Origin of the sequence: Parasegetibacter sp. NRK P23 (assembly GCF_023721715.1) — a bacterium.
In the GTDB taxonomy this organism is placed as follows: Bacteria; Bacteroidota; Bacteroidia; order Chitinophagales; family Chitinophagaceae; genus Parasegetibacter.
Map to the genome: position 1 here is coordinate 2,795,881 of NZ_JAMDLG010000001.1, position 19,474 is coordinate 2,815,354.

Here is a 19,474-nt window from a genome sequence, read left to right on the forward strand (position 1 = left end):
GCCAAGCACAGATTGGTTGGTGCAAGCTAGCAATTAATCTATGCTTTGCGTCTTTTCGTTGCGAGAAATAATAAAATACGCTACCCCTAAATTTCAGCAACCTACCTACACAACAAGGCTTTGCGTCTGCGCTCCTTTGCGTCTTTGCGTGAAAACTTAGTGTAACAATCTGCGTGAAACTACTTCTCAGAAATCATAAACCTGTACCGTAATTTCTTCCCTGCCGCAATACTATATTCCTCCAAAGGCCCCTGCCCGCAACTCGCATTCCCTAACCCTGTTTGCGCGCAATCCAGCGAAAGAAAAGCTTCCGGCCGCCGCAAGCCGGGCAATTTGAAATCGTGCCCTGCTTTCCAGAGCGCTTCATCCGTATGGTGTAAAATCGAAAAACCCAATGTATCCATTGCCGTTATACGAATACCTTTCCCCGCACCATCGGAAACTTCCAGCCAGCGCACATCCTGCCGGGCGCCCATACTCTGGGCATGCACGTAATGCTCCTCTTCCATATCCGTTACTGATTTTGTATATGTGCCAATGAAGGCCGATGATTTACGATCCGGATAGTTTTCAAACGGGCCACGACCATACCATTTTACCTGCTCCAATCCAGCGGGGAGGCTCATGCGTAATCCATAGCGGGGAAGGGTTAGTTGCTGACCGGTTTCGAAAGCAGCATCAACCTCTACAACACCGTCACCTGTAACAATATACTTAACAGAATAAGGATGCACATTCTTTCCAACCGTGGCAGAGTGCAAAGTTGTAATGGTAGCCGTTTGCGCATCTCTGGAAACAATGGCGCTGAAGCTGTCCAGGCGCACCTGTGTTTGTTCGTATTCCACCTTCATATTATCAATGCTGCGGTACCAGTTGAAATTCAGCCCTTCTTTGTTGTGTACGTATTCGCTTGCTCCATACCGGATGGATTCCATCATACCGGTCTGCTTATTGAAACTGAATGATCCGTTTCCGGCAGTAATATGTACATACCCATCAGCATCTTTTAAACTTATTTTTCCGGATTTTACAATAGAGGCTGCAGTAACCTTTTTTGATGCCACCGGCAGTTGTTCCTGCGCATATACATGTCCGGCATCGCTCCACAAAGTGGCTTCCTTCCTAAGACATTGCACATTGAGAAAATATTCGTGTTCAGCCGAAATAGAATCTGGAAGCGGAATACGAACAACACCATCCTCACCCGGAGCAACAGACGGAAGTGATACACGGCCGGAATCGGCGACCACACCATCTTTCAGCAACTGCCATGTTAATGTAAACTGGTCCAGGTTCGTGAAATTGTATTTGTTGTGTATCCGTAATTCGCCAGGCGATTTCCAGTTGAATGCGATGAACTGGTACACTTTCTTTACATGACGGAGTTTAGCGGTTACTTTTCTATCGGGCGTAACCACGCCATTCAGACTGAAGGTCCAATCTGTGGGCCGTTCGCCAAAATCACCGCCGTAATAAAAATGTTCTTTTGGTTCCCCGGGTTTGTTCAGTCCCTGGTCCACCCAATCCCAGATGCAGCTACCGATCATTCTTTCCGAATGGTTTTCGATATAATCCCAGTATTCTTCAAGGTTTCCGATCGCGTTCCCCATGGCGTGCGTGTTCTCACAAATAAAGAATGGTTTGTTGCTGGGGTATTTATCCAGTTGTTTTGAGCCGGGAATACTGGGATACATGCGCGAATCCATATCCGCCGCGCTGCTCTTTCCTTCATAGTGAACGGGCCTGGAGCTGTCCATACGGTGAATATGCGCATACACGGTATCGAAATTGCTGCCACCTCCGGCTTCGTTGCCCATGGACCAAAAAATCACAGAAGGATGGTTCTTGTGTTCTTCTACGTTGCGGATATTTCTGTCAAGGAAAGCGGGTATCCAGTTCGGCATATTGCTGATGCCCTGGTTGCCATGACATTCCAGGTCAGCTTCCGCCATCACATACAATCCGTAATGGTCGAACATCGCATACATCCGGGGATCGTTGGGGTAATGACTGGTACGGATGGTATTGATGTTGTTTTGTTTCATCAGCAAAATATCCTCCAGCATCGACGAAACGGGAACAGCCTTTCCATATTGAGGATGCGTATCGTGTCTGTTCACGCCTTTAAAGAAAACGGGTGCGCCGTTCACATACACGCGCTTGTTTTTTATTTCAATGTGCCGTATACCGAATTTTGAAGCGAATAGCTCTTTTGAAAATCCCGCTTTATCATGCAGGTGGAAGAAAGCAGTATACAACTTAGGATCTTCCGCCGACCAAAGTTCCGGCTGGAGGATTTTCAATTTCACTTCCGACACCAGTTCTTCTTCTTTCTGAATTTTTCCTATTAGTATATCTGCGGCAGCCACTACCCTACCTTGCGGGTTTTCAATAAACACTTCCAGCTTCCCGCCATTGGAAACGGTTTTACCTTTGTTCAGCAGCAACGCTTTGATATCCACTTCCACTTCGGTGAATGATTTGTTTTTAAAGTTCGTGGCAATCGAGAAATCACGGATATGCACATCCGGAACGGCGTACAGGAACACATCGCGGTGGATACCACTCAGCCGGAACATATCCTGGTCCTCCAGGTAACTGCCATCGCACCAGCGGTACACTTCCACACTCAGGGTGTTTTTTCCGGGTTTCACGTACTTGGTAACATTGAACTCCGCACCATTGTTGGCACCTTCACTATAGCCCACTTTTTGTCCGTTTACCCAGACATACATTGCGCTGTACACGCCGTTAAAGTGAAGCAGCACCTGTTTTTTATTCCAGGAGGCGGGCAGTTCGAAATCTCTCCTGTAACTGCCAACCGGGTTGGTTTCCGTTTCGTTGGTGTATCCCTGTTGCGGCTTAATGAAAGGCGGATCATTTTTAAAAGGGTAAGTGATATTGGTATAGATGGGCGTACCATAACCGTGCATTTCCCAGTTAGAGGGCACAGGCAGCTCTTTCCAGGTACTAACGTCATAGCCTGGTTGAAAAAAATCTACAGGCCGGTCGGCAGGTTTTCTGACCCAGTTGAATTTCCAGTTGCCGTTCAACAGCATTACGTTCGGTGATTTTGTATGCGCCCAGGGCGTCAGGAAGGTGGGATCCGCTTTCAATTCATTTAACGTGGTGAAAGGAACGTAGGGCGCATGCGCCTTTTCTTTGTTCACTTCAAAAATGGCTTCATTCTCCCATTCGGTATCGCCGGTTCTCTTCTTGAAAACATAATTTTTCCCGGCTTCCACCATGCGCCATACCTGCTTTTCTCCGGAGGCCATCTGCCAGAGTTCACCGGGATTGTTCTTTCCCGGCGCCAGGAACATGCCGTGCACCCGGTTGTGGATCACATACCCACCCGCGACGGGTGTTATCCGCCAATGCTGGTTGTAGTTGTTTTCTTCCCTGTTCCAGTGGATCACGGGTACACCATCGGGATGACGCCGGTTGCCATTGTCGATGCTTTTTAATGTGCCGGGAGCACTAATGCTGAACCAACCGTCGCCAACGGGTTTTATCTCCCAGACCTGGCCGGGCGATTTTACATCTTCCTTTTTCAGTTTAATCCCCGATTCATTTTCTCCATCTTCAAGGTTGTCGATGGCGAACCCCTCAGGTGTAACGATTCTGTACCATACACCAGGTTTGAATTGTTGTGAAAAAACAGAAAGCTGCACAAGGAAAAGCATTGCTGAAGCGAACGCAACGCGGCGAAGAATAAAGCAAAACATGAAGGTTGGTGTTTGGGTTAACCCGCAGGTGCATCATAAAAAGATAACACCAGCGTCAATAATTGGCTAAACTATCACTTCTATTGGCTTTTACCACTTCCATTAACAGTGTGTTTAAAGTTCTCCGCGTACCGGTGGCGCTATCGTTGCTCCACCCGGAGCATTAGAATTAACAAATTCTTGCCCCCAACCTTACTACCTTTGCGCCATATAAATTTTATGGGCAAGAAAGAAAGGATACTCCTGTTGCTGCTGGCGGCGGTGAACTTTACGCATATACTCGATTTCATGATCATGATGCCGCTCGGCAACTACCTCATGCCTTATTTCCATATTTCCGCGCAGCAGTTCAGTTTTATTGTTGCATCTTATACACTAAGCGCGGGTATTTCGGGTTTTACCGCGGCTTTTTTCGTAGACAATTACGACCGTAAAAAAGTATTGATATTCGCTTATGTCGGTTTTGTGCTCGGCACCCTCATCTGCGGCATCGCGCCCACTTATACTACATTATTGTGCGCACGCATTTTCGCGGGCATTTTCGGGGGACTGATCGGCGCACAGGTACTCTCTATCGTAGCCGATACATTTTCTTATGAGCGGAGGGGTATGGCCATGGGCACCCTGATGTCGGCGTTTTCACTGGCCTCCATTGTAGGTGTTCCCCTCGGACTTTTCCTCGCCACCCGCCTCAGTTGGCACGCGCCATTCCTGCTGGTAGGCGGTATAGGGCTCGTACTGATCCCATTGCTCATCAAATTCCTGCCTTCCGTAAGTGGACACCTTTCCGGGCAGGATCGTCCTAAAGCAACCGAAGTGATCGGGCAGATCATGCGCAACAGATCTCAGCTCCTGGCGCTTTCCCTGGGCGGACTGCTCATGCTCGGCCACTTCCTGATCATCCCGTTCCTGAACCCCTTTATGGAATTTAATGTCGGATTCCACAAAGATCAGACGATGTGGATTTACACCGTTGGCGGCATTCTTACCTTCTTCAGCTCACCACTGGTGGGGAAACTCTCCGATAAATATGGCAAACAAAGAGTGTTCGTCATGTTTGTACTTTTCTCATTGATACCGGTTTTCCTGATCACCCACATGCCCCCCATTCCTTTCTATTATGTACTGATCGTTACCGGAATCTGGTTTGTACTGTCTACAGGCAGAAGTATTCCCGCCCAGGCCATGATCAGCAATGTGGTGGAACCTTCGCAACGCGGGAGTTTCATGAGTTTCAATTCTTCCATCCAGCAGTTGTTCACCGGGATGGCTTCGCTGATAGCAGGTGCCATCGTGATCAAAGAACCTTCGGGCAAGATTGCGCATTACAACTGGGTGGGCTACCTCAGCATCATCCTGGTTTGCTGCAGCATATTTGTGGCAAGGGCCATGTACCGCTCGCAGGAAAGAACCATAGCCGAAGCGGCCTGATTTTTAGCGGTGGTAGAAAGGAATTGACATCTCCCATACAGAAGGAATGGCGCGGTTGTGCGAAATAGCGGGCGACCAATCCGGCATACTTTCAAAAACCTTCTGCACTTCCACAGAGAACATTTCATGTGTGGACTCCGTGATACTGAACTTCCGTAGTTTGCCGTGCTCACTTACTTCAAAAGACACTTTCACCAGGCCGTTTATGCCTTTATCGAAAGCTTCTTTGGGCCACTGCAGGTATTCGACTACATAGTTTTTGAAATCAGGAATATCACCCAGCAGAAAAGCTTCTTTCCGGACGTTACACATCGGCCCCAAAGATTTTCCGGAAGAATCAAAGCATTCAAGCGCTACCAGTTTACCACGGTTATAGGTTTCCTTCGTACTTGGCTTCCCGTTAGGAAAATACCATACCCACTCCCCCGCGGGAAGACCGAGTTGATAAGCGCCTGTATGTTCCGGGTTACCGTTCTCGTACCACTGTTTGCTTACCCCCGTTTTTACCCCCATCTGGTACTCCACGTAAGCTGAGGGTTTGGCGGAACTGAACCAGGTGGAAACGGCGCCATCCAGCATATCGTTGGAATAATTGCCTTTTTCAATGGGCACACCTGAAGGGTTATACAAGGTGTACGGCCCATGCCTGATGGTAAGTTTTTTGTTCTCAAAACCAATCTCACAAAGAATTTGCCCGTTGGGATAGAAAAGATTGGCGAACCACACATCCCCATGTTTAAAAGCCTGTCCGGCGATCTGCGCCATATGTTGCGGTACGCGCCGGAGGGAGGAATCGAAATACACCCTGAGCGTATCATTCTTCTGCGCGTATGTATTGGCTTGAAGGAGCAGGAAAAAGAGGGGTAACAATACTTTCATCGGCTGAAAAGGTTTCCGGCAATTTGAGGAAAACAAGACAATAATATTGTTACCGTACTGTGAAAATCATTTCAATACCCGGTACACGGGGTATTGCAGGTGATCCGGTTCGTAATAGGGCGACAACTTATACACGAATTCCAGTTGTGCCGCGCCATTCTTAGCGAAGCTGGTATCCGTTCTTTTCTTCTCTTCCAATTGCGCCCGCGCAGCGGGATTGTTGCGCAGCCATTCTTCAGCGGTATCTTCAAAAACATAAGAGGAATAGCCTTCTTTCTGTCCGAGTATCGCATCAAAAAAGTTCCAGGCGAAATAAGAATCGGGCGCTTCAGGCTCCAGCACTTCCACGATAAACCGCCGTTTGGCATTTTGTGTGGGAATCATCCAGTCGCCTTTCCTGAAACGCTTTGTAACAACGGTTTTGGTAACCGAAACTTTTGAATGGAGGTAGTGCTTCTCGAAAGGGCGGTTCGGCGATTGGTAGTCCGCGATCCTGTACATCTCCACTTCAACGAGGGTATCATTGAGGATTGGACGCATCGGAACACCGTTCTTTTTAAGCAGTTCGGCCACGGCCCACCAGCCCTGGGGAAGGATATAAGCGTTTGGAACAGTTACAGCCTTATCGGTTTCATAATAATTATAGAAAGGCACCTGGAGTGTAAAGGGCCTGGCCCTGTCGTAGAATAGTCTTGGCAATCCTGAGATGGCACTTGGTTTGTAACCTGAGGCATACCCTTTGAAGGTAATTTGTGTCTGTTGCGTTCTGTTTAACTTCCAGGAAACGGGCAGTTGCATGGATTCGACCAGTTGTGCCCTCGCCTGCCTTTTCAGACTTTTAATGGCGGAAGCATGGCCCGAAGCGTAAGCGATAAAGCAATCCATCAGCGCTTCCGTGGCTTCCACCCTTTGCGGATACGGTTTCAGCATATGTGTTTCCGGCATAAAGCTGAAGCATTGGAACAGTGCGGCGTAGCCGGTGGAATACCGTGGACCGTCGTGGAATTCGGACCAGCCTTTCTCGGGGGTTTCACCGAAAAAGTTCACGTAAGGAACGAGGTCGAAACCTTTTTCCCGCATCATCGCATAGATGCCTGGTTCCATTTGTTGTTGCAGGAAATCCCCCATGGCGCCCCCCAGTTTGTTGTGCTGGGTGGAAATCAGGGTCATTACGTGTTGGTAATCCGCGCCATTGCTTACGTGGTTATCGATAAAAATATCCGGGTCCACGAGGTGGAATATTTCGGCGAAGGCGGTGGCGTTTTTAGAATCTGATTTAATGAAATCACGGTTCAGGTCGAGGTTCTGGGCATTGCCGCGGAAGCCGAAGCTGTCGGGACCATTCTGGTCTACGCGGTACCAGGGGCTTCGGTTCAGCAATCCCCCGATATTGTATACCGGTATAAAAGCGATGAGCACGTTTGAAGGAAGTTGTATTTTCCCGGAGATGAGTTTTTGCGCCAGCAGCATGCTTGCGTCAATACCATCCGGTTCGCCGGGATGAATGCCGTTGTTGACGAGAATTTTTACCCGGTTCTTTTTTTCGGCTGAAGTAAAACTAAAATCCTTATCAGGGGAAAAGATAGCGAGGTGCAGGGGTTCTCCGGCATCGGTCATACCCATTTTTTTCAGTTCCAGCCTGGGGGAAGCTTTGGCGGCACGTTCCCACCATTGGATCACTTCTTTATAATTACCCGTTTCCTTTCCATTGCTCAACTGGAACCTGGTTGGGGGCACCTGAGCGTTTGAAACATTTAATAAAAGCAGGAAGCAGAAACAGAGCAGGGAAAAGGGGCGCATAAAAACGGTTTGATGCACTAAAATAAAAAAAGGCGCCCAAAGGACGCCTTCTATATAGAAAGTTTGTTTTGCTGTTTACCTTATGCCAGGGCAGTGGTTCTTTTCACCAGCTTGCTCTTCAGGTTGGAAGCTTTATTCTTGTGAATAACGCCACGTTTTGCCAGCTTGTCGATCATAGAGATCACAGAGGGCAGTTTCTCACCTGCGGCAGCTTTATCTTCCAGCGCTTTCAGGTCACGGATAGCGTTACGGGTTGTTTTTCCGTAGTAACGGTTTCTATCTCTGCGTTTTTCGGCCTGACGCACATCTTTCTTGGTTGCCTTATGATTTGCCATAATTTTTTCGATTTCGGACGGCAAAGGTAGGCTTTTTATAAGAACAAACAAATTTTGTCAGACTTTTTTCAGAATCTTCCGAGAATACAAATTTCCCTTAAAACCATTGAATTCTCCTGTTAACCGTACCATATTTTCAACGATATTTGCCAAATTGCTCTATAGACATCATTCAATAACTATCGGCCAAATAATGATTCAATGAAGGATTTTTCTTATATCACGCATTCGCACCCGTCCTATATAGAAGGTTTGTACCAGGATTATGTGCAGGATCCCGCCGCAGTAGATCCCGATTTCCGGAAATTTTTCGAAGGTTTTGATTTTGCCGTTACCAACGGGCATGCCACAAACGGCAAACCTGCAACCGGAGCGGCAGACGCGGGCCAGCTTGCCAAAGAGTTTTCCGTATACCAACTCATCCAGGCCTACCGTAAAAAGGGACACCTGGTGGCCAAAACCAATCCCATCCGGGAAAGGAAGGACCGCCGGGCCAACCTCGACCTGAAATATTTCGGTTTGTCGGATGCTGACCTGAAAACATCCTTCGAAGCAGGTAAATTCATCGGCTTACCCAATGCCACACTCGCGCAGATCGTGGCGCACCTTCAAAAATGCTATTGCGCCTCCATGGGCGTGGAATACTCCGCATTGAACGACCACGCGCGCGTGGAATGGCTCGCAAAGGAAGTAGAACAAAACTTCCACCAGCCCATGCCGCTGGAAAAGAAAAAAAGAATCCTGGGGAAACTGAACGAAGGCGTGATGTTCGAGAAGTTTCTCCATACTAAATACATTGGCCAGAAACGCTTCTCCCTGGAAGGGGGCGAAGCCACCATCCCCGCGCTGGATGCCATTATTGACACCGCGGCAGAACTCAGCGTTCAGGAAGTGGTGATTGGTATGGCCCACAGGGGAAGGCTGAACGTACTCGCCAACACACTCGGCAAAACCTACGAGCAGATTTTCAGTGAATTTGAAGGCACCGCCATCCCGGATACCACCATGGGCAGCGGCGACGTGAAGTACCATCTCGGCTTCCGAAGTGAAGTGGAAACGGCGCACGGGAAAAAAGTAAACCTGCAACTCTGCCCCAACCCCTCCCACCTGGAAGCGGTTGACCCCGTGGTGATCGGTTTCGCGCGCAGCAAGGCCGACGTTATCTACGAAAGCGATTACGATAAAATATTGCCCATCCTCATCCACGGAGACGCCTCCCTCGCCGGACAGGGCATCGTTTACGAAGTGATCCAGATGAGTTTGCTGGAAGGTTATTATGTGGGGGGCACCATGCACCTGGTGATCAACAACCAGATCGGGTTCACCACCGATTTCGATGATGCCCGCTCCTCCGATTACTGTACTTCCGTGGCGGCCATGGTGCAGGCCCCCGTGTTGCACGTAAACGGCGACGATGCGGAAGCCGTGGTGAAAGCGGTGGAAATAGCCACCCGCTACCGCCAGGAATTCAATTCAGATGTGTTCATCGATATCCTTTGCTACCGCCGCCATGGCCACAACGAAGGCGATGATCCCAAATATACCCAGCCCCGCCTGTACAACCTGATCGACAAGCATCCCAACCCCCGCGAAGTATATTCGCAGCAACTGATCGCCTCCGGCGCAGTGGACGCAGAACTCGCGAAGGAAATGGAAAAGAAATTCTGGAGCGATCTCCAGGAAAGGCTGGACGAGATCAAACAAAACCCCCTCCCCTACAAATACCAGAAACCCGAAGAATGGTGGCAGGCGCTGAGAAAGGCTACAGAAGAAGATTTCCTGCAATCGCCAGAAACAGGTATTACGGAAGACCAGTTCAACACTGTTTTTAAAGCGATGATGGCTATCCCGGAAGGATTCAAGCCGCTCCGCAAAGTGGAGAAACTGATCCAGGACAAAGAAAAATTATTCAACGAGGAAGGCAAACTCGACTGGGCCACCGCTGAACTGATGGCTTACGGTAGTATTTTGCTGGAAGGTAAGGATGTGCGCATGAGTGGGCAGGATGTCCGCCGCGGCACCTTCTCCCACCGTCATGCCGTACTCCGCGACGAAGAAACAGATGCCGCTTACAACAGGTTGAGCCGCATTCCCGGCGCCGAGGGTCAGTACAGAATCTTCAACTCCTTCCTCAGCGAATTCGGCGTACTCGGTTTTGAATACGGGTACTCTATGGCTAACCCGAACACACTCGTGCTCTGGGAAGCACAGTTCGGTGATTTCATGAACACCGCGCAGTGTATGATTGACCAGTTCATCACTTCCGCAGAACAGAAATGGCGCATGATGAGCGGACTCGTCATGCTGCTCCCCCACGGATACGAAGGACAGGGACCAGAACACAGTTCCGCCCGCATGGAAAGATTCCTGCAGTCTGCCGCTGAACTGAATATTGTTGTTACCAACATCACCACGGCGGCCAACTTCTTCCATTCGCTGCGCCGTCAGCTGGCCTGGCAGTTCCGTAAACCGCTGGTCAATTTCGCGCCCAAAGCGAACCTGCGTTTGCCGGCTACCTATTCTGAAAAATCGGCTTTCCTGTCCGGGAAATTCCAGGAAGTGCTCGACGATACCTTCGTTGAAAAAGCGGACGAGGTGAAGAAAGTATTGTTCTGCTCCGGCAAAATCTATTATGACCTCGCCGACAGGCAACAGAAAACGGGAAGGAAAGACGTGGCCATCGTACGCGTGGAACAACTGTACCCGCTGCCCGCCAACCAACTGGAAGCATTGTATAAGAAATACAACAAAGCTACCTGGTTCTGGGTACAGGAAGAACCGCTTAACATGGGCGCCGCCTCCTTCCTGCAAATGAACCTGAAAACACTGAACTACGGTGTGATCAGCCGCCAGGCCAGCGCCGCTACCGCTACCGGTTATGCGAAAGTGCACGCACAGGAACAAACTGAAATCATAGATACCGCGTTTTCAATCTAAACTAATCAGAAACCCGCATTATGATCGATATCAAAGTACCAACAGTAGGAGAATCCATCAGTGAAGTAACACTGGTGAAATGGTTAAAGAAAGAAGGAGAATACGTTCAGCGCGATGAAGTGATCGCAGAATTGGAAAGTGAGAAGGCTACTTTTGAATTGAACGCTGAAAAAGCAGGTATACTGCACACCAAAGCAAACGAAGGTGACACGATTAATATCGGCGACATCGTAGCATCTATTGATGATACCGCCGCCGCGCCATCCGGAAGCGCTCCCGCCGTGGAAGCGCCGAAAGAAGAAGCGAAACCTGACGCCACAGCGCGTGAGAACGAAAAATCCACGCCCGACGCTGTTGCCACAGGCAAGGGTGTGATTGAAATGAAAGTGCCCACCATCGGAGAATCCATCAACGAGGTCACCCTTGTAAAATGGTTGAAAAAAGATGGCGACCTCGTTCAACGCGACGAGATCATCTGTGAAATGGAAAGCGAAAAAGCCACTTTCGAACTGAACGCGGAAGAAGCTGGCAAGCTGATACAGGTAGCAAAAGAAGGCGATGTACTGAAAATAGGTGATCACGTGGCTTCTATCGATTCCGATGTGGCCGTGCCCGCCGCAGGCGCTTCGAAGCCCGCCCCCGCACCTGAAAAGAAAGAAGCCGCTCCCGCTGCCCCTGCTGCCCCATCTTCGGATGTAAAAGCGACCCCGGTAGCCGCCGCCATCATCGCCGACAAAAAAGTAGACCCCAAACAAGTGCAGGCCTCCGGAAGCGGTGGTAAAATCCTGAAACAGGACGTACTGGAAGCCCTCCAGAACCCGGGCCGCAAGCCCGGCGCCGCCATGTTCACCCGCGACGATAAGCGCGAGAAAATGAGCAATCTCCGCAAAACAGTTTCCCGCCGCCTCGTGGAAGCCAAAAATACCACCGCTATGCTCACCACTTTCAACGAAGTGGACATGGGTAAAATCATGGAACTGCGCGGTAAATACAAAGACAAATTCAAAGAAACGCACCAGGTCAACCTGGGCTTCATGAGCTTCTTCACCAAAGCCGTTACCTACGCACTGCAGGAATGGCCGGCCGTGAACGCATACATCGACGGAGACGAAATCATCTACCACCAATATTGTGACATCTCCATCGCCGTATCTGCCCCGAAAGGCCTGGTGGTACCGGTGATCCGCAACGCGGAAAGCCTCAGCATGGCCGAAATCGAGAAAAAAGTAGTGGAACTTGCCACCAAAGCACGCGACAACAAACTCACCATGGAGGAAATGCAGGGTGGTACGTTCACCATCACCAATGGTGGTGTATTCGGCTCGCTGATGTCTACCCCCATCATTAATATCCCGCAGTCCGCTATCCTGGGCATGCACAAAATACAGGAACGTCCGATGGCCGTGAACGGCCAGGTGGTGATCCGTCCGATGATGTACCTCGCACTGAGTTACGACCACAGGATCATTGATGGAAGGGAATCCGTTTCTTTCCTGGTAAGGGTGAAAGAATTGCTGGAGAATCCGGAGTTGCTGTTGTTCGGGAAAGATCCATTGAGGACGTTATTGGAGTTGTAGGAAAGATTTTCACGCAACGACGCAAAGGAGCAAGGACGCAAAGCATTGTTTGTGTTTAGCAGGTTGTGGGGATTAAGCTGTAGCGTATTTTTCATTTCTCGCAACTACGCTACGACGCAACGTTGGACCATGATTTACCAGGCTTATTATAAATACAAAGTGGATGCCTTAGTTGGGCATCCACTTTGTATTTATAAGATAATCTTTAAAAGAAAAGCCAAAGACTCAACGTATCTTCAAGCAATCAAGGCCGTAGCGCCGTTGCGAGAAATTAAAAAAACTACCCAAAAGAAACTCCAGCCAACCAACTAAGGCCTTGCGTCCTTGCCCCTTCGCGCTGCGCAGTGCAAAGCACAAAGCAGTTGCGTGAAAAAACTCTCCCCAGCACCTTACGTGAAACTACCGCATCACCCCCACCCGCAACGCCCTCAGCCCCGAAACACCCTGCAAATCCTCCACCTCAAAGCACTCCACTTCAGCTTCCACATAACCTTTTTCGTGCAACCGTACCAGGTACTTCCTGTATTCCGTTTCTTCCGCATCATCTGAATACACAATGGTTATTTTTCCCGCCTGCGTAATGCGTTCACCGCTTTTTTTTGCATGCGCCTTATCTATTCTTTTCTTCACGATTTCGAAGCGCGCGTTGTAGCTACCGTCTACATCAAAGCGTTTTTCGTCCATACGGAAGCGGATGGAAATAGTGGCATTGTATACAAGCACCAGCGTGGTAACATCCAGCGGATAAGGAAGCGAAGACTTCAATTTGTGTTGTGCAGCTTCCATTTTACACAGCACTTCCAGTTGCCAGTAACGGAGTTGTTTCAAATGCGCCGCACTAAAGTTCAGTGCCGGCGCGATGGAGGGGCCAATATAGAGGTTGTGCTCCACCCCATCTGTTTTAAAACGTTCAAAGTAATGCGGAAATATTTCCTGGGCTTCCAACTGACTTTTATCGATTACGCGGGCCATCTTATTGTTGATCAGACTAATCGTTTGCTCATACATCCGCCTGTGGGTATGGAAAACACCGTTTTCCTTTAATGTACCGGAAAAATAATCGGCTACCGCATCTTTTAACCTGCCTCCCGAAGCGCCTTGCAGCAAGGGATGAACACGTTCGCTTAAAAAGTTCGTGATATGTTGTTCAGTACCGGCTTTCAATGGAACGGAAAGTTCTTCCAGGTAAGCCCGGAGGTGTTTTTGAATTTCTGAAATATCTTCGGAAGAATGAATTTCCAGTTTCGGCAACAACTCCAGCAGTGTATTCAATTGGGTGATGAGGTCATTTTGGACGCCCGCGTTACGGACTTCGGAAGAACCTTTAATATCCACCTGTCCGTACAAAGGATACACATCGGGGAAAACGATTTCATGCAGCGCATACTCATGACCGGCAGCTTCTTCCTGTATCAGCATTTGCGCCTCTTCCCGAAAGCGCCAGTGCACACTTGAGTGCACGGAAGTATATTTTTCCTGGATTACGGCCTGCACACGGTTTTCCAATTGGGCGATTAGTCGTTCAACGGTATCCGTTAAAAACGGCATCACCACTTCCAGTTTATTCGCATTAATGCTGTTCAGTTCTTTACTTCGCAACGCCACTACTTCCAACACTCCAAGCATCACATCATTCTTCACAATGGGCGCAAGGATAAAACTTCCGATGCCCTGTGCAGCGAAATTCCTGATCAGCAAACTCTCAGGATAATGCTTCAACGCAACAGCGGTATCGGATATGGCGAAGAAACGCCGCTGATCCACCAAACAATAGAAAGAAGGCGCACAGAGCACTTCCTTCGCCGCGGCGCGTTCACTGGTATTCAGTATAAAACTTTGCATCTGCCTGCCTAAGGCATTCAGGTTAAAAACGGATTCGTTCCGGTCAAATACGGTAAAGCCCACCCTTATATCCGGGATCCGGTATATCGACCTGAAGATTGACTCCACGCTGGATTGGAAATTGGTGGTATTCAGCGCCAGCAGTTTCTCTTTGAATATGGAAACCGCGTTTTCCACGGTGGCATCAAAAAGATTCATAATGGCAAATCCTTTTAAAACCCAGCTCTCATGAGGAAATTTCTCTTTCCAAAGCGCAATATCATCATAACTGTTCAGCAACAATTCGATGTCTGCTTCGGTCAGTTGAACAGCTTTTTCTGTAGGGTGTATATCAATAAAATCAGCATTGTACAATATCCTGTAGTGCCTGATGATGCCATCCGCGGTAGGAATGTCGTAGAAGATGGGTTTGCTGAAATCGAGCCGCGTGCCGTAATATTCGTTCAGGATAATACAGCAACTCTGTATATAAAACTGCGTTTCATCGAAATCCCGGATATTGATGGAGAAGGAAGGTCCAGCGGCTTTCAGGAGGTTACGGAACCGCGTTGTATGGCTGAATACGATATTGGTGTACGGTATGCTCACGGCTTTGATCTCGTTCATTGTAAGCGCTGCCGGAAATATAGGCGCCAGTAAAGCGCTGATCAGCGGTTCGTGTTGCACTATTTGCGCCGGATCTGTTATACCTGTTCTCAGTTCAGGTACCTGGTGCAGGGCCTCCAGCAACTGACGGTCGGAGGAAAGCGCCTTCTCCCCTTCTTCCATCACCTTCTTTTCCAGGGGTGTGATGATTGATTCGAAACTGAATTGCACCTGGAAAGGTGTTTCTATATTACTGAGCAGGTTCATACCGGCAATTTACGGGGTTAAACGCAAATGGTGAAAGGATGAATCCGCACTTTTCAGGTATATGCACCGCACGATTTTATTACCTTTCCTTCAAAAAATGCAACAGTTCCTGCTCATAGCCCGTGATGGACGGGACGAACATGCTTTGGAAAGAAGGATGGCGGCGCGTCCGGCTCATTTCGAGCGTGCGGCACAACTGAAAATGTCCGGAAACTTTATCCTGGGCGGAGCGCTTTTGGATGAATCAGGTATCATGAATGGCTCCATGATGGTGGTCCAGTTTCCCGACCGTGCAGCTGTGGACGAATGGCTGCGTACAGAACCTTACGTACTGGGAAATGTATGGGAAGAAGTTGAGGTACAACCCTTTAAGGTAGCAGTTGTATAACCTGCTGCTGGCACGGATTTTACATGCCGTTGCTTATGCCATTGACCCAATACAAAAACAAAAGGGACCTCCGGAAAACACCGGAGCCCGCGGGCGGAAAAGCCACCTCCTCCGGGAAACTGCGCTTCGTGGTTCAGAAACATGATGCGCGTTCCCTTCATTATGATTTCCGCCTGGAAATGAACGGTGTGCTGAAAAGCTGGGCCGTGCCGAAAGGGCCTTCCCTCCAACCCTCCGATAAACGCCTCGCGGTAATGGTGGAAGACCATCCCTTCGATTACCGCAACTTCGAGGGGATCATCCCCGAAGGGAATTACGGCGCCGGAACAGTGATTGTGTGGGATGAAGGTTATTATGAACCCATTGTGCCCGTTACATCAAAAAAAGCGGCGGAAAAAGAACTGAGCAAGCAACTGAAAAGTGGCTCACTGAAAGTGCGGCTCTTCGGTAGTAAGCTGAACGGCGAATATGCGCTTGTGCATACCAAACAATCCGAAAAATCCTGGCTGCTGATCAAACACAAAGACGAATACGCGACTTCCACGGATATAACCAGGAAAACACGTTCCGTAAAATCAGGAAAAACACTTGAAGAACTGGAGAAAAACAACAGGAAGCAGCCGGGTAAAAAAGCCGCCACTAAAAAGGCATCAGCAGCAAAGACTTCTTCCCCACCAAAAAACAATTCCGCCAAACTACCTTCTTCTATGCCGCCCATGCTCGCCACCCTTTCGGAGCCTTTCCAGGAAAAAGGATGGTTGTATGAGATCAAATGGGATGGCTACCGGGCAATCGCGCACCTCGATGGAAAGAAAAGCAAATTGCTTTCCAGGAACAACAAATCTTTCAACGAAAAATTCTACCCGGTATACGAAGCCATTACACAATGGAATGTCAAGGCCATTGTAGATGGAGAAATTGTGGTGATAAACGATAAAGGAACGACCAGCTTCGGGCAATTGCAGAACTGGCGGAGTGAAGCTGACGGGCACCTGCTCTATTATGTATTCGACATTTTATGGCTGAACGGAGAAGACCTTACGGAAAAACCACTTTCAGCAAGAAGGGACATCCTGGAAAAAGTACTTCAGCAACAGGATTCGGAACTCATCCGTTTCAGCAAAAACTTCACCGGAACAGTTCAGGGTTTGTTGAAAAAAGTAACCAAGCTTGGGCTTGAAGGTATTATCGCGAAGAAAGCCGATAGTGTGTATATGCCTGGTGCGCGAAGCCGCGACTGGCTGAAAATTAAAACAGGCATGCGCCACGAAGTCGTGATCGGTGGTTATACGAAGAACGATGGCTCTCCCAAACCATTCAGCTCATTACTCGTAGGCGTTTACAATGAAGGAAAACTGCATTATACCGGAAAAATCGGAACCGGTTTTTCGGTTGAACTCCAAAAGAAGATCCTGAAAAAACTACAGGCCCTGGAACGCAAAAAAACACCGTTTACCGAACTGCCTGATGTAAACAAACCATCCCGCTTCCGGCCCGATCCGCCCAACGCTACGGCGGTATGGGTAAAGCCTGAACTGGTATGCGAAGTGAGTTACACGGAAGTAACCGCCGACGGATTGATGCGCCATCCTTCTTTTGAAGGATTAAGAACGGATAAACCCGCGCTGAAAGTAGAAGAAGAACGACCAGTTGCGGTTAAAAGAAAAACAACTACTTCCAAAAAGAAATTCACCCGGGAAACCGACAGTAAAACACTATTGAATCCCTCCGAAAAAACCCAGGAAAAAACCATCAACGGCCATCAGCTTAAGTTCACGAACCTGAACAAATTTTACTGGCCCAAACTGAAGATCGAGAAAAGGGACCTCCTCAACTATTACTACCAGGTAGCGCCCTATATATTGCCTTACCTGGTGAACAGGCCGCACTCCCTAAACAGGCACCCCAACGGGTTTGCAGGAAAAAACTTCTACCAGAAAGATGTTACAGGAAAAATACCGGAATGGATTGAAACGCTTCCTTACCGCACGGATGATGATCCGCAGCAGAAAAACTTTCTCGTATGCACCGATGAAGCCAGCCTTTTGTATATGGCCAACCTCGGTTGCATTGAGATGAACCCATGGAGCAGCACCGTTAAAAAACCGGATCATCCCACCTGGTGCATCATTGATATTGATCCCGACAAAAACAGTTTCGATGAAGTGATTGAAGCCGCAAGGGTTGCCCACGATATCCTGGAAACGGCCGGTGTACCATCTTTCTGCAAAACTTCAGGATCAACCGGCATGCACATTTATATTCCGCTGCGCAGCAAGTACGACTATGAACAATCAAAGGAATTCGCACGCCTGATCGTCACTCTCGTTCAGCAGGAACTGCCTGAACTGACCAGCATCGAAAGACAAGTAAATAAACGCAAAGGAAAAATATACCTCGATTTTTTGCAGAACCGTCCGCAGGCAACGCTGGCAGCGCCCTATTCAGCCCGTCCCAAACCCTTTGCCACCGTATCCATGCCGCTGCTTTGGGAGGAAGTGAAAAAAGGTTTAAAAATGGAAACTTTCACGGTACAAAACACGATGAGCATACTGCAGGAAAAAGGAGATGTATTTAAAGGCGTACTGGGCAAAGGCATCAGCCTTCAACAGGCGTTGAAAAAGATCAAAAGTAATTTCACCTTACAAAATGAAAATTCATGAGAGCAATATGGAGCGGCGCCATAGGATTCGGGCTGGTCAACATCCCGGTTAAACTATTTTCAGCGGTAAACGAAAGCAGGCTTGGTTTTGATATGCTGGACAAGAAAGATCATTCGCACATCAAATACAAAAGAGTAAACGAAAACACCGGGAAAGAAGTGGCCTGGAACAACATCGTGAAAGGGTACGATGTAAACGGGAAATACGTGGTGCTAAACGATGCCGATTTTGAAAAAGCATTGCCGGAAAAAACAAAAACAATCACACTCGAAACCTTCGTTCATCCCGGAGAAATTGATGTGATCCTGTATGACGGAGCGTATTATCTGCAACCTGCCAAAGGCGGGGAAAGAGCCTACGCTTTGCTGGAGGAAACACTTCGGAAAACCAACAAAACAGGCATAGGTACTTTTGTACTGCGCAACAAAGAGCGCCCTGTTTCGCTGCGTGCAGCAAACGGCATTCTTATTTTGCATACGCTCCGTTTTATCAATGAAATCAGGAATCCTTCCGAACTCATCAAAACAAAAACCTCCGTAAAACGAAACGAACTTACAATGGCTGTGAACCTGGTGGAGAATATGGGCGGAAAATTTGATATCAGAAATTACAAAGATATCTACACGTTAAAACTGATGAAGTTCATCAAAGCAAAAGCAACTGGCAAAAAGATAGCCGCGCCCAAAAAAGAAACGAAGTCTATCCCCAACGACCTGATCGCGCAACTGGAACAAAGCTTATCACCGGCGAAGAAAGCCCCGGCAAAAAAGAAAAGAACACCCGCTAAAAAATAAATGGTGTTACCTCATACGGCACACAGTGATTTTCCGGCAAACGCTTCGGTGCAACTACACCTCTTCACAACCGTGATTACACGGTGAACGAATTACTGCATGAGTACAAAAACCCGGTGTAAACACCGGGACCCGGTGGCACCGGGTATGTTTTTTACCCCGGGATTTCGTTTTTTTCTGCTGATGTACTGGTGAAAAAACGTAATCGACACCGTTAAAAAACATGCAACACCCAAGCATCTTGCATC

Annotated in this window: 11 protein-coding genes; 6 read left to right on the top strand and 5 right to left on the bottom strand. The window is 48.5% G+C overall.

The annotated features are described in order from the left end of the window. Positions 1–179: 179 nt before the first annotated feature. Entirely contained in the window at positions 180–3,728 is a 3,549-nt protein-coding gene (locus tag M4J38_RS11460) for a glycoside hydrolase family 2 TIM barrel-domain containing protein (protein WP_251759737.1), read from the bottom strand. Positions 3,729–3,947: 219 nt separating this feature from the next. Here M4J38_RS11460 and M4J38_RS11465 point away from each other — a divergent pair, with 219 nt between their 5' ends. Further along, complete coding sequence (locus tag M4J38_RS11465) at positions 3,948–5,159, top strand: MFS transporter (RefSeq protein ID WP_251759738.1); 1,212 nt, start codon at positions 3,948–3,950, stop codon at positions 5,157–5,159. Between the two features lie 3 nt (positions 5,160–5,162). Here the strand turns inward: M4J38_RS11465 and M4J38_RS11470 are convergent, their stop codons facing one another. The 3 genes from M4J38_RS11470 to rpsT form a co-directional block, all read right to left on the bottom strand. Beyond that, positions 5,163–6,038: an energy transducer TonB gene (locus tag M4J38_RS11470; protein WP_251759739.1), complete on the bottom strand. Its 876-nt coding sequence runs from the start codon at positions 6,036–6,038 to the stop codon at positions 5,163–5,165. A gap of 66 nt (positions 6,039–6,104) precedes the next feature. Next, entirely contained in the window at positions 6,105–7,838 is a 1,734-nt protein-coding gene (locus M4J38_RS11475) for a M14 family metallopeptidase (protein ID WP_251759740.1), read from the bottom strand. Positions 7,839–7,918: 80 nt separating this feature from the next. Next, positions 7,919–8,173 (bottom strand): 30S ribosomal protein S20, encoded by a 255-nt coding sequence (gene rpsT, locus M4J38_RS11480; protein ID WP_251759741.1) that lies wholly within the window; start codon positions 8,171–8,173, stop codon positions 7,919–7,921. A 201-nt stretch (positions 8,174–8,374) separates the two neighbouring features. On the opposite strand from rpsT, the gene M4J38_RS11485 reads away from it, so the two are divergent. Beyond that, positions 8,375–11,110, top strand: a complete 2,736-nt coding sequence (locus M4J38_RS11485; protein ID WP_251759742.1) for a 2-oxoglutarate dehydrogenase E1 component — start codon at positions 8,375–8,377, stop codon at positions 11,108–11,110. A 20-nt stretch (positions 11,111–11,130) separates the two neighbouring features. Next, positions 11,131–12,687 carry a 2-oxoglutarate dehydrogenase complex dihydrolipoyllysine-residue succinyltransferase gene (odhB, locus tag M4J38_RS11490; protein WP_251759743.1) on the top strand — a complete coding sequence of 519 codons (1,557 nt, stop codon included), beginning with the start codon at positions 11,131–11,133 and terminating at the stop codon, positions 12,685–12,687. Between the two features lie 399 nt (positions 12,688–13,086). Here odhB and M4J38_RS11495 read toward each other — a convergent pair whose 3' ends face one another. Then, on the bottom strand, positions 13,087–15,381 hold the full coding sequence (locus M4J38_RS11495; protein ID WP_251759744.1) for a GAF domain-containing protein: 2,295 nt from the start codon (positions 15,379–15,381) through the stop codon (positions 13,087–13,089). Positions 15,382–15,478: 97 nt separating this feature from the next. Here M4J38_RS11495 and M4J38_RS11500 point away from each other — a divergent pair, with 97 nt between their 5' ends. From M4J38_RS11500 to M4J38_RS11510, 3 genes are read left to right on the top strand one after another with little or no spacing between them, the layout of a single operon-like run. Next, positions 15,479–15,769: a YciI family protein gene (locus M4J38_RS11500; protein ID WP_251759745.1), complete on the top strand. Its 291-nt coding sequence runs from the start codon at positions 15,479–15,481 to the stop codon at positions 15,767–15,769. 35 nt (positions 15,770–15,804) lie between these two features. Then, complete coding sequence (gene ligD, locus M4J38_RS11505; protein WP_251759746.1) at positions 15,805–18,432, top strand: DNA ligase D; 2,628 nt, start codon at positions 15,805–15,807, stop codon at positions 18,430–18,432. After that, positions 18,429–19,226 carry a Ku protein gene (locus M4J38_RS11510; protein WP_251759747.1) on the top strand — a complete coding sequence of 266 codons (798 nt, stop codon included), beginning with the start codon at positions 18,429–18,431 and terminating at the stop codon, positions 19,224–19,226. The genes ligD and M4J38_RS11510 overlap by 4 nt, the downstream gene beginning before the upstream one ends. Positions 19,227–19,474: the final 248 nt, after the last annotated feature.

What these genes read in the sequence shown, in the direction of transcription:
- odhB (WP_251759743.1), top strand. Translation starts at nt 11,131, where the DNA reads ATGATCGATATCAAAGTACCAACAGTAGGAGAATCCATCAGTGAAGTA.
- M4J38_RS11465 (WP_251759738.1), top strand. Translation starts at nt 3,948, where the DNA reads ATGGGCAAGAAAGAAAGGATACTCCTGTTGCTGCTGGCGGCGGTGAAC.
- ligD (WP_251759746.1), top strand. Translation starts at nt 15,805, where the DNA reads ATGCCATTGACCCAATACAAAAACAAAAGGGACCTCCGGAAAACACCG.
- rpsT (WP_251759741.1), bottom strand. Translation starts at nt 8,173, where the DNA reads ATGGCAAATCATAAGGCAACCAAGAAAGATGTGCGTCAGGCCGAAAAA.
- M4J38_RS11510 (WP_251759747.1), top strand. Translation starts at nt 18,429, where the DNA reads ATGAGAGCAATATGGAGCGGCGCCATAGGATTCGGGCTGGTCAACATC.
- M4J38_RS11495 (WP_251759744.1), bottom strand. Translation starts at nt 15,381, where the DNA reads ATGAACCTGCTCAGTAATATAGAAACACCTTTCCAGGTGCAATTCAGT.
- M4J38_RS11485 (WP_251759742.1), top strand. Translation starts at nt 8,375, where the DNA reads ATGAAGGATTTTTCTTATATCACGCATTCGCACCCGTCCTATATAGAA.
- M4J38_RS11460 (WP_251759737.1), bottom strand. Translation starts at nt 3,728, where the DNA reads ATGTTTTGCTTTATTCTTCGCCGCGTTGCGTTCGCTTCAGCAATGCTT.
- M4J38_RS11500 (WP_251759745.1), top strand. Translation starts at nt 15,479, where the DNA reads ATGCAACAGTTCCTGCTCATAGCCCGTGATGGACGGGACGAACATGCT.
- M4J38_RS11470 (WP_251759739.1), bottom strand. Translation starts at nt 6,038, where the DNA reads ATGAAAGTATTGTTACCCCTCTTTTTCCTGCTCCTTCAAGCCAATACA.
- M4J38_RS11475 (WP_251759740.1), bottom strand. Translation starts at nt 7,838, where the DNA reads ATGCGCCCCTTTTCCCTGCTCTGTTTCTGCTTCCTGCTTTTATTAAAT.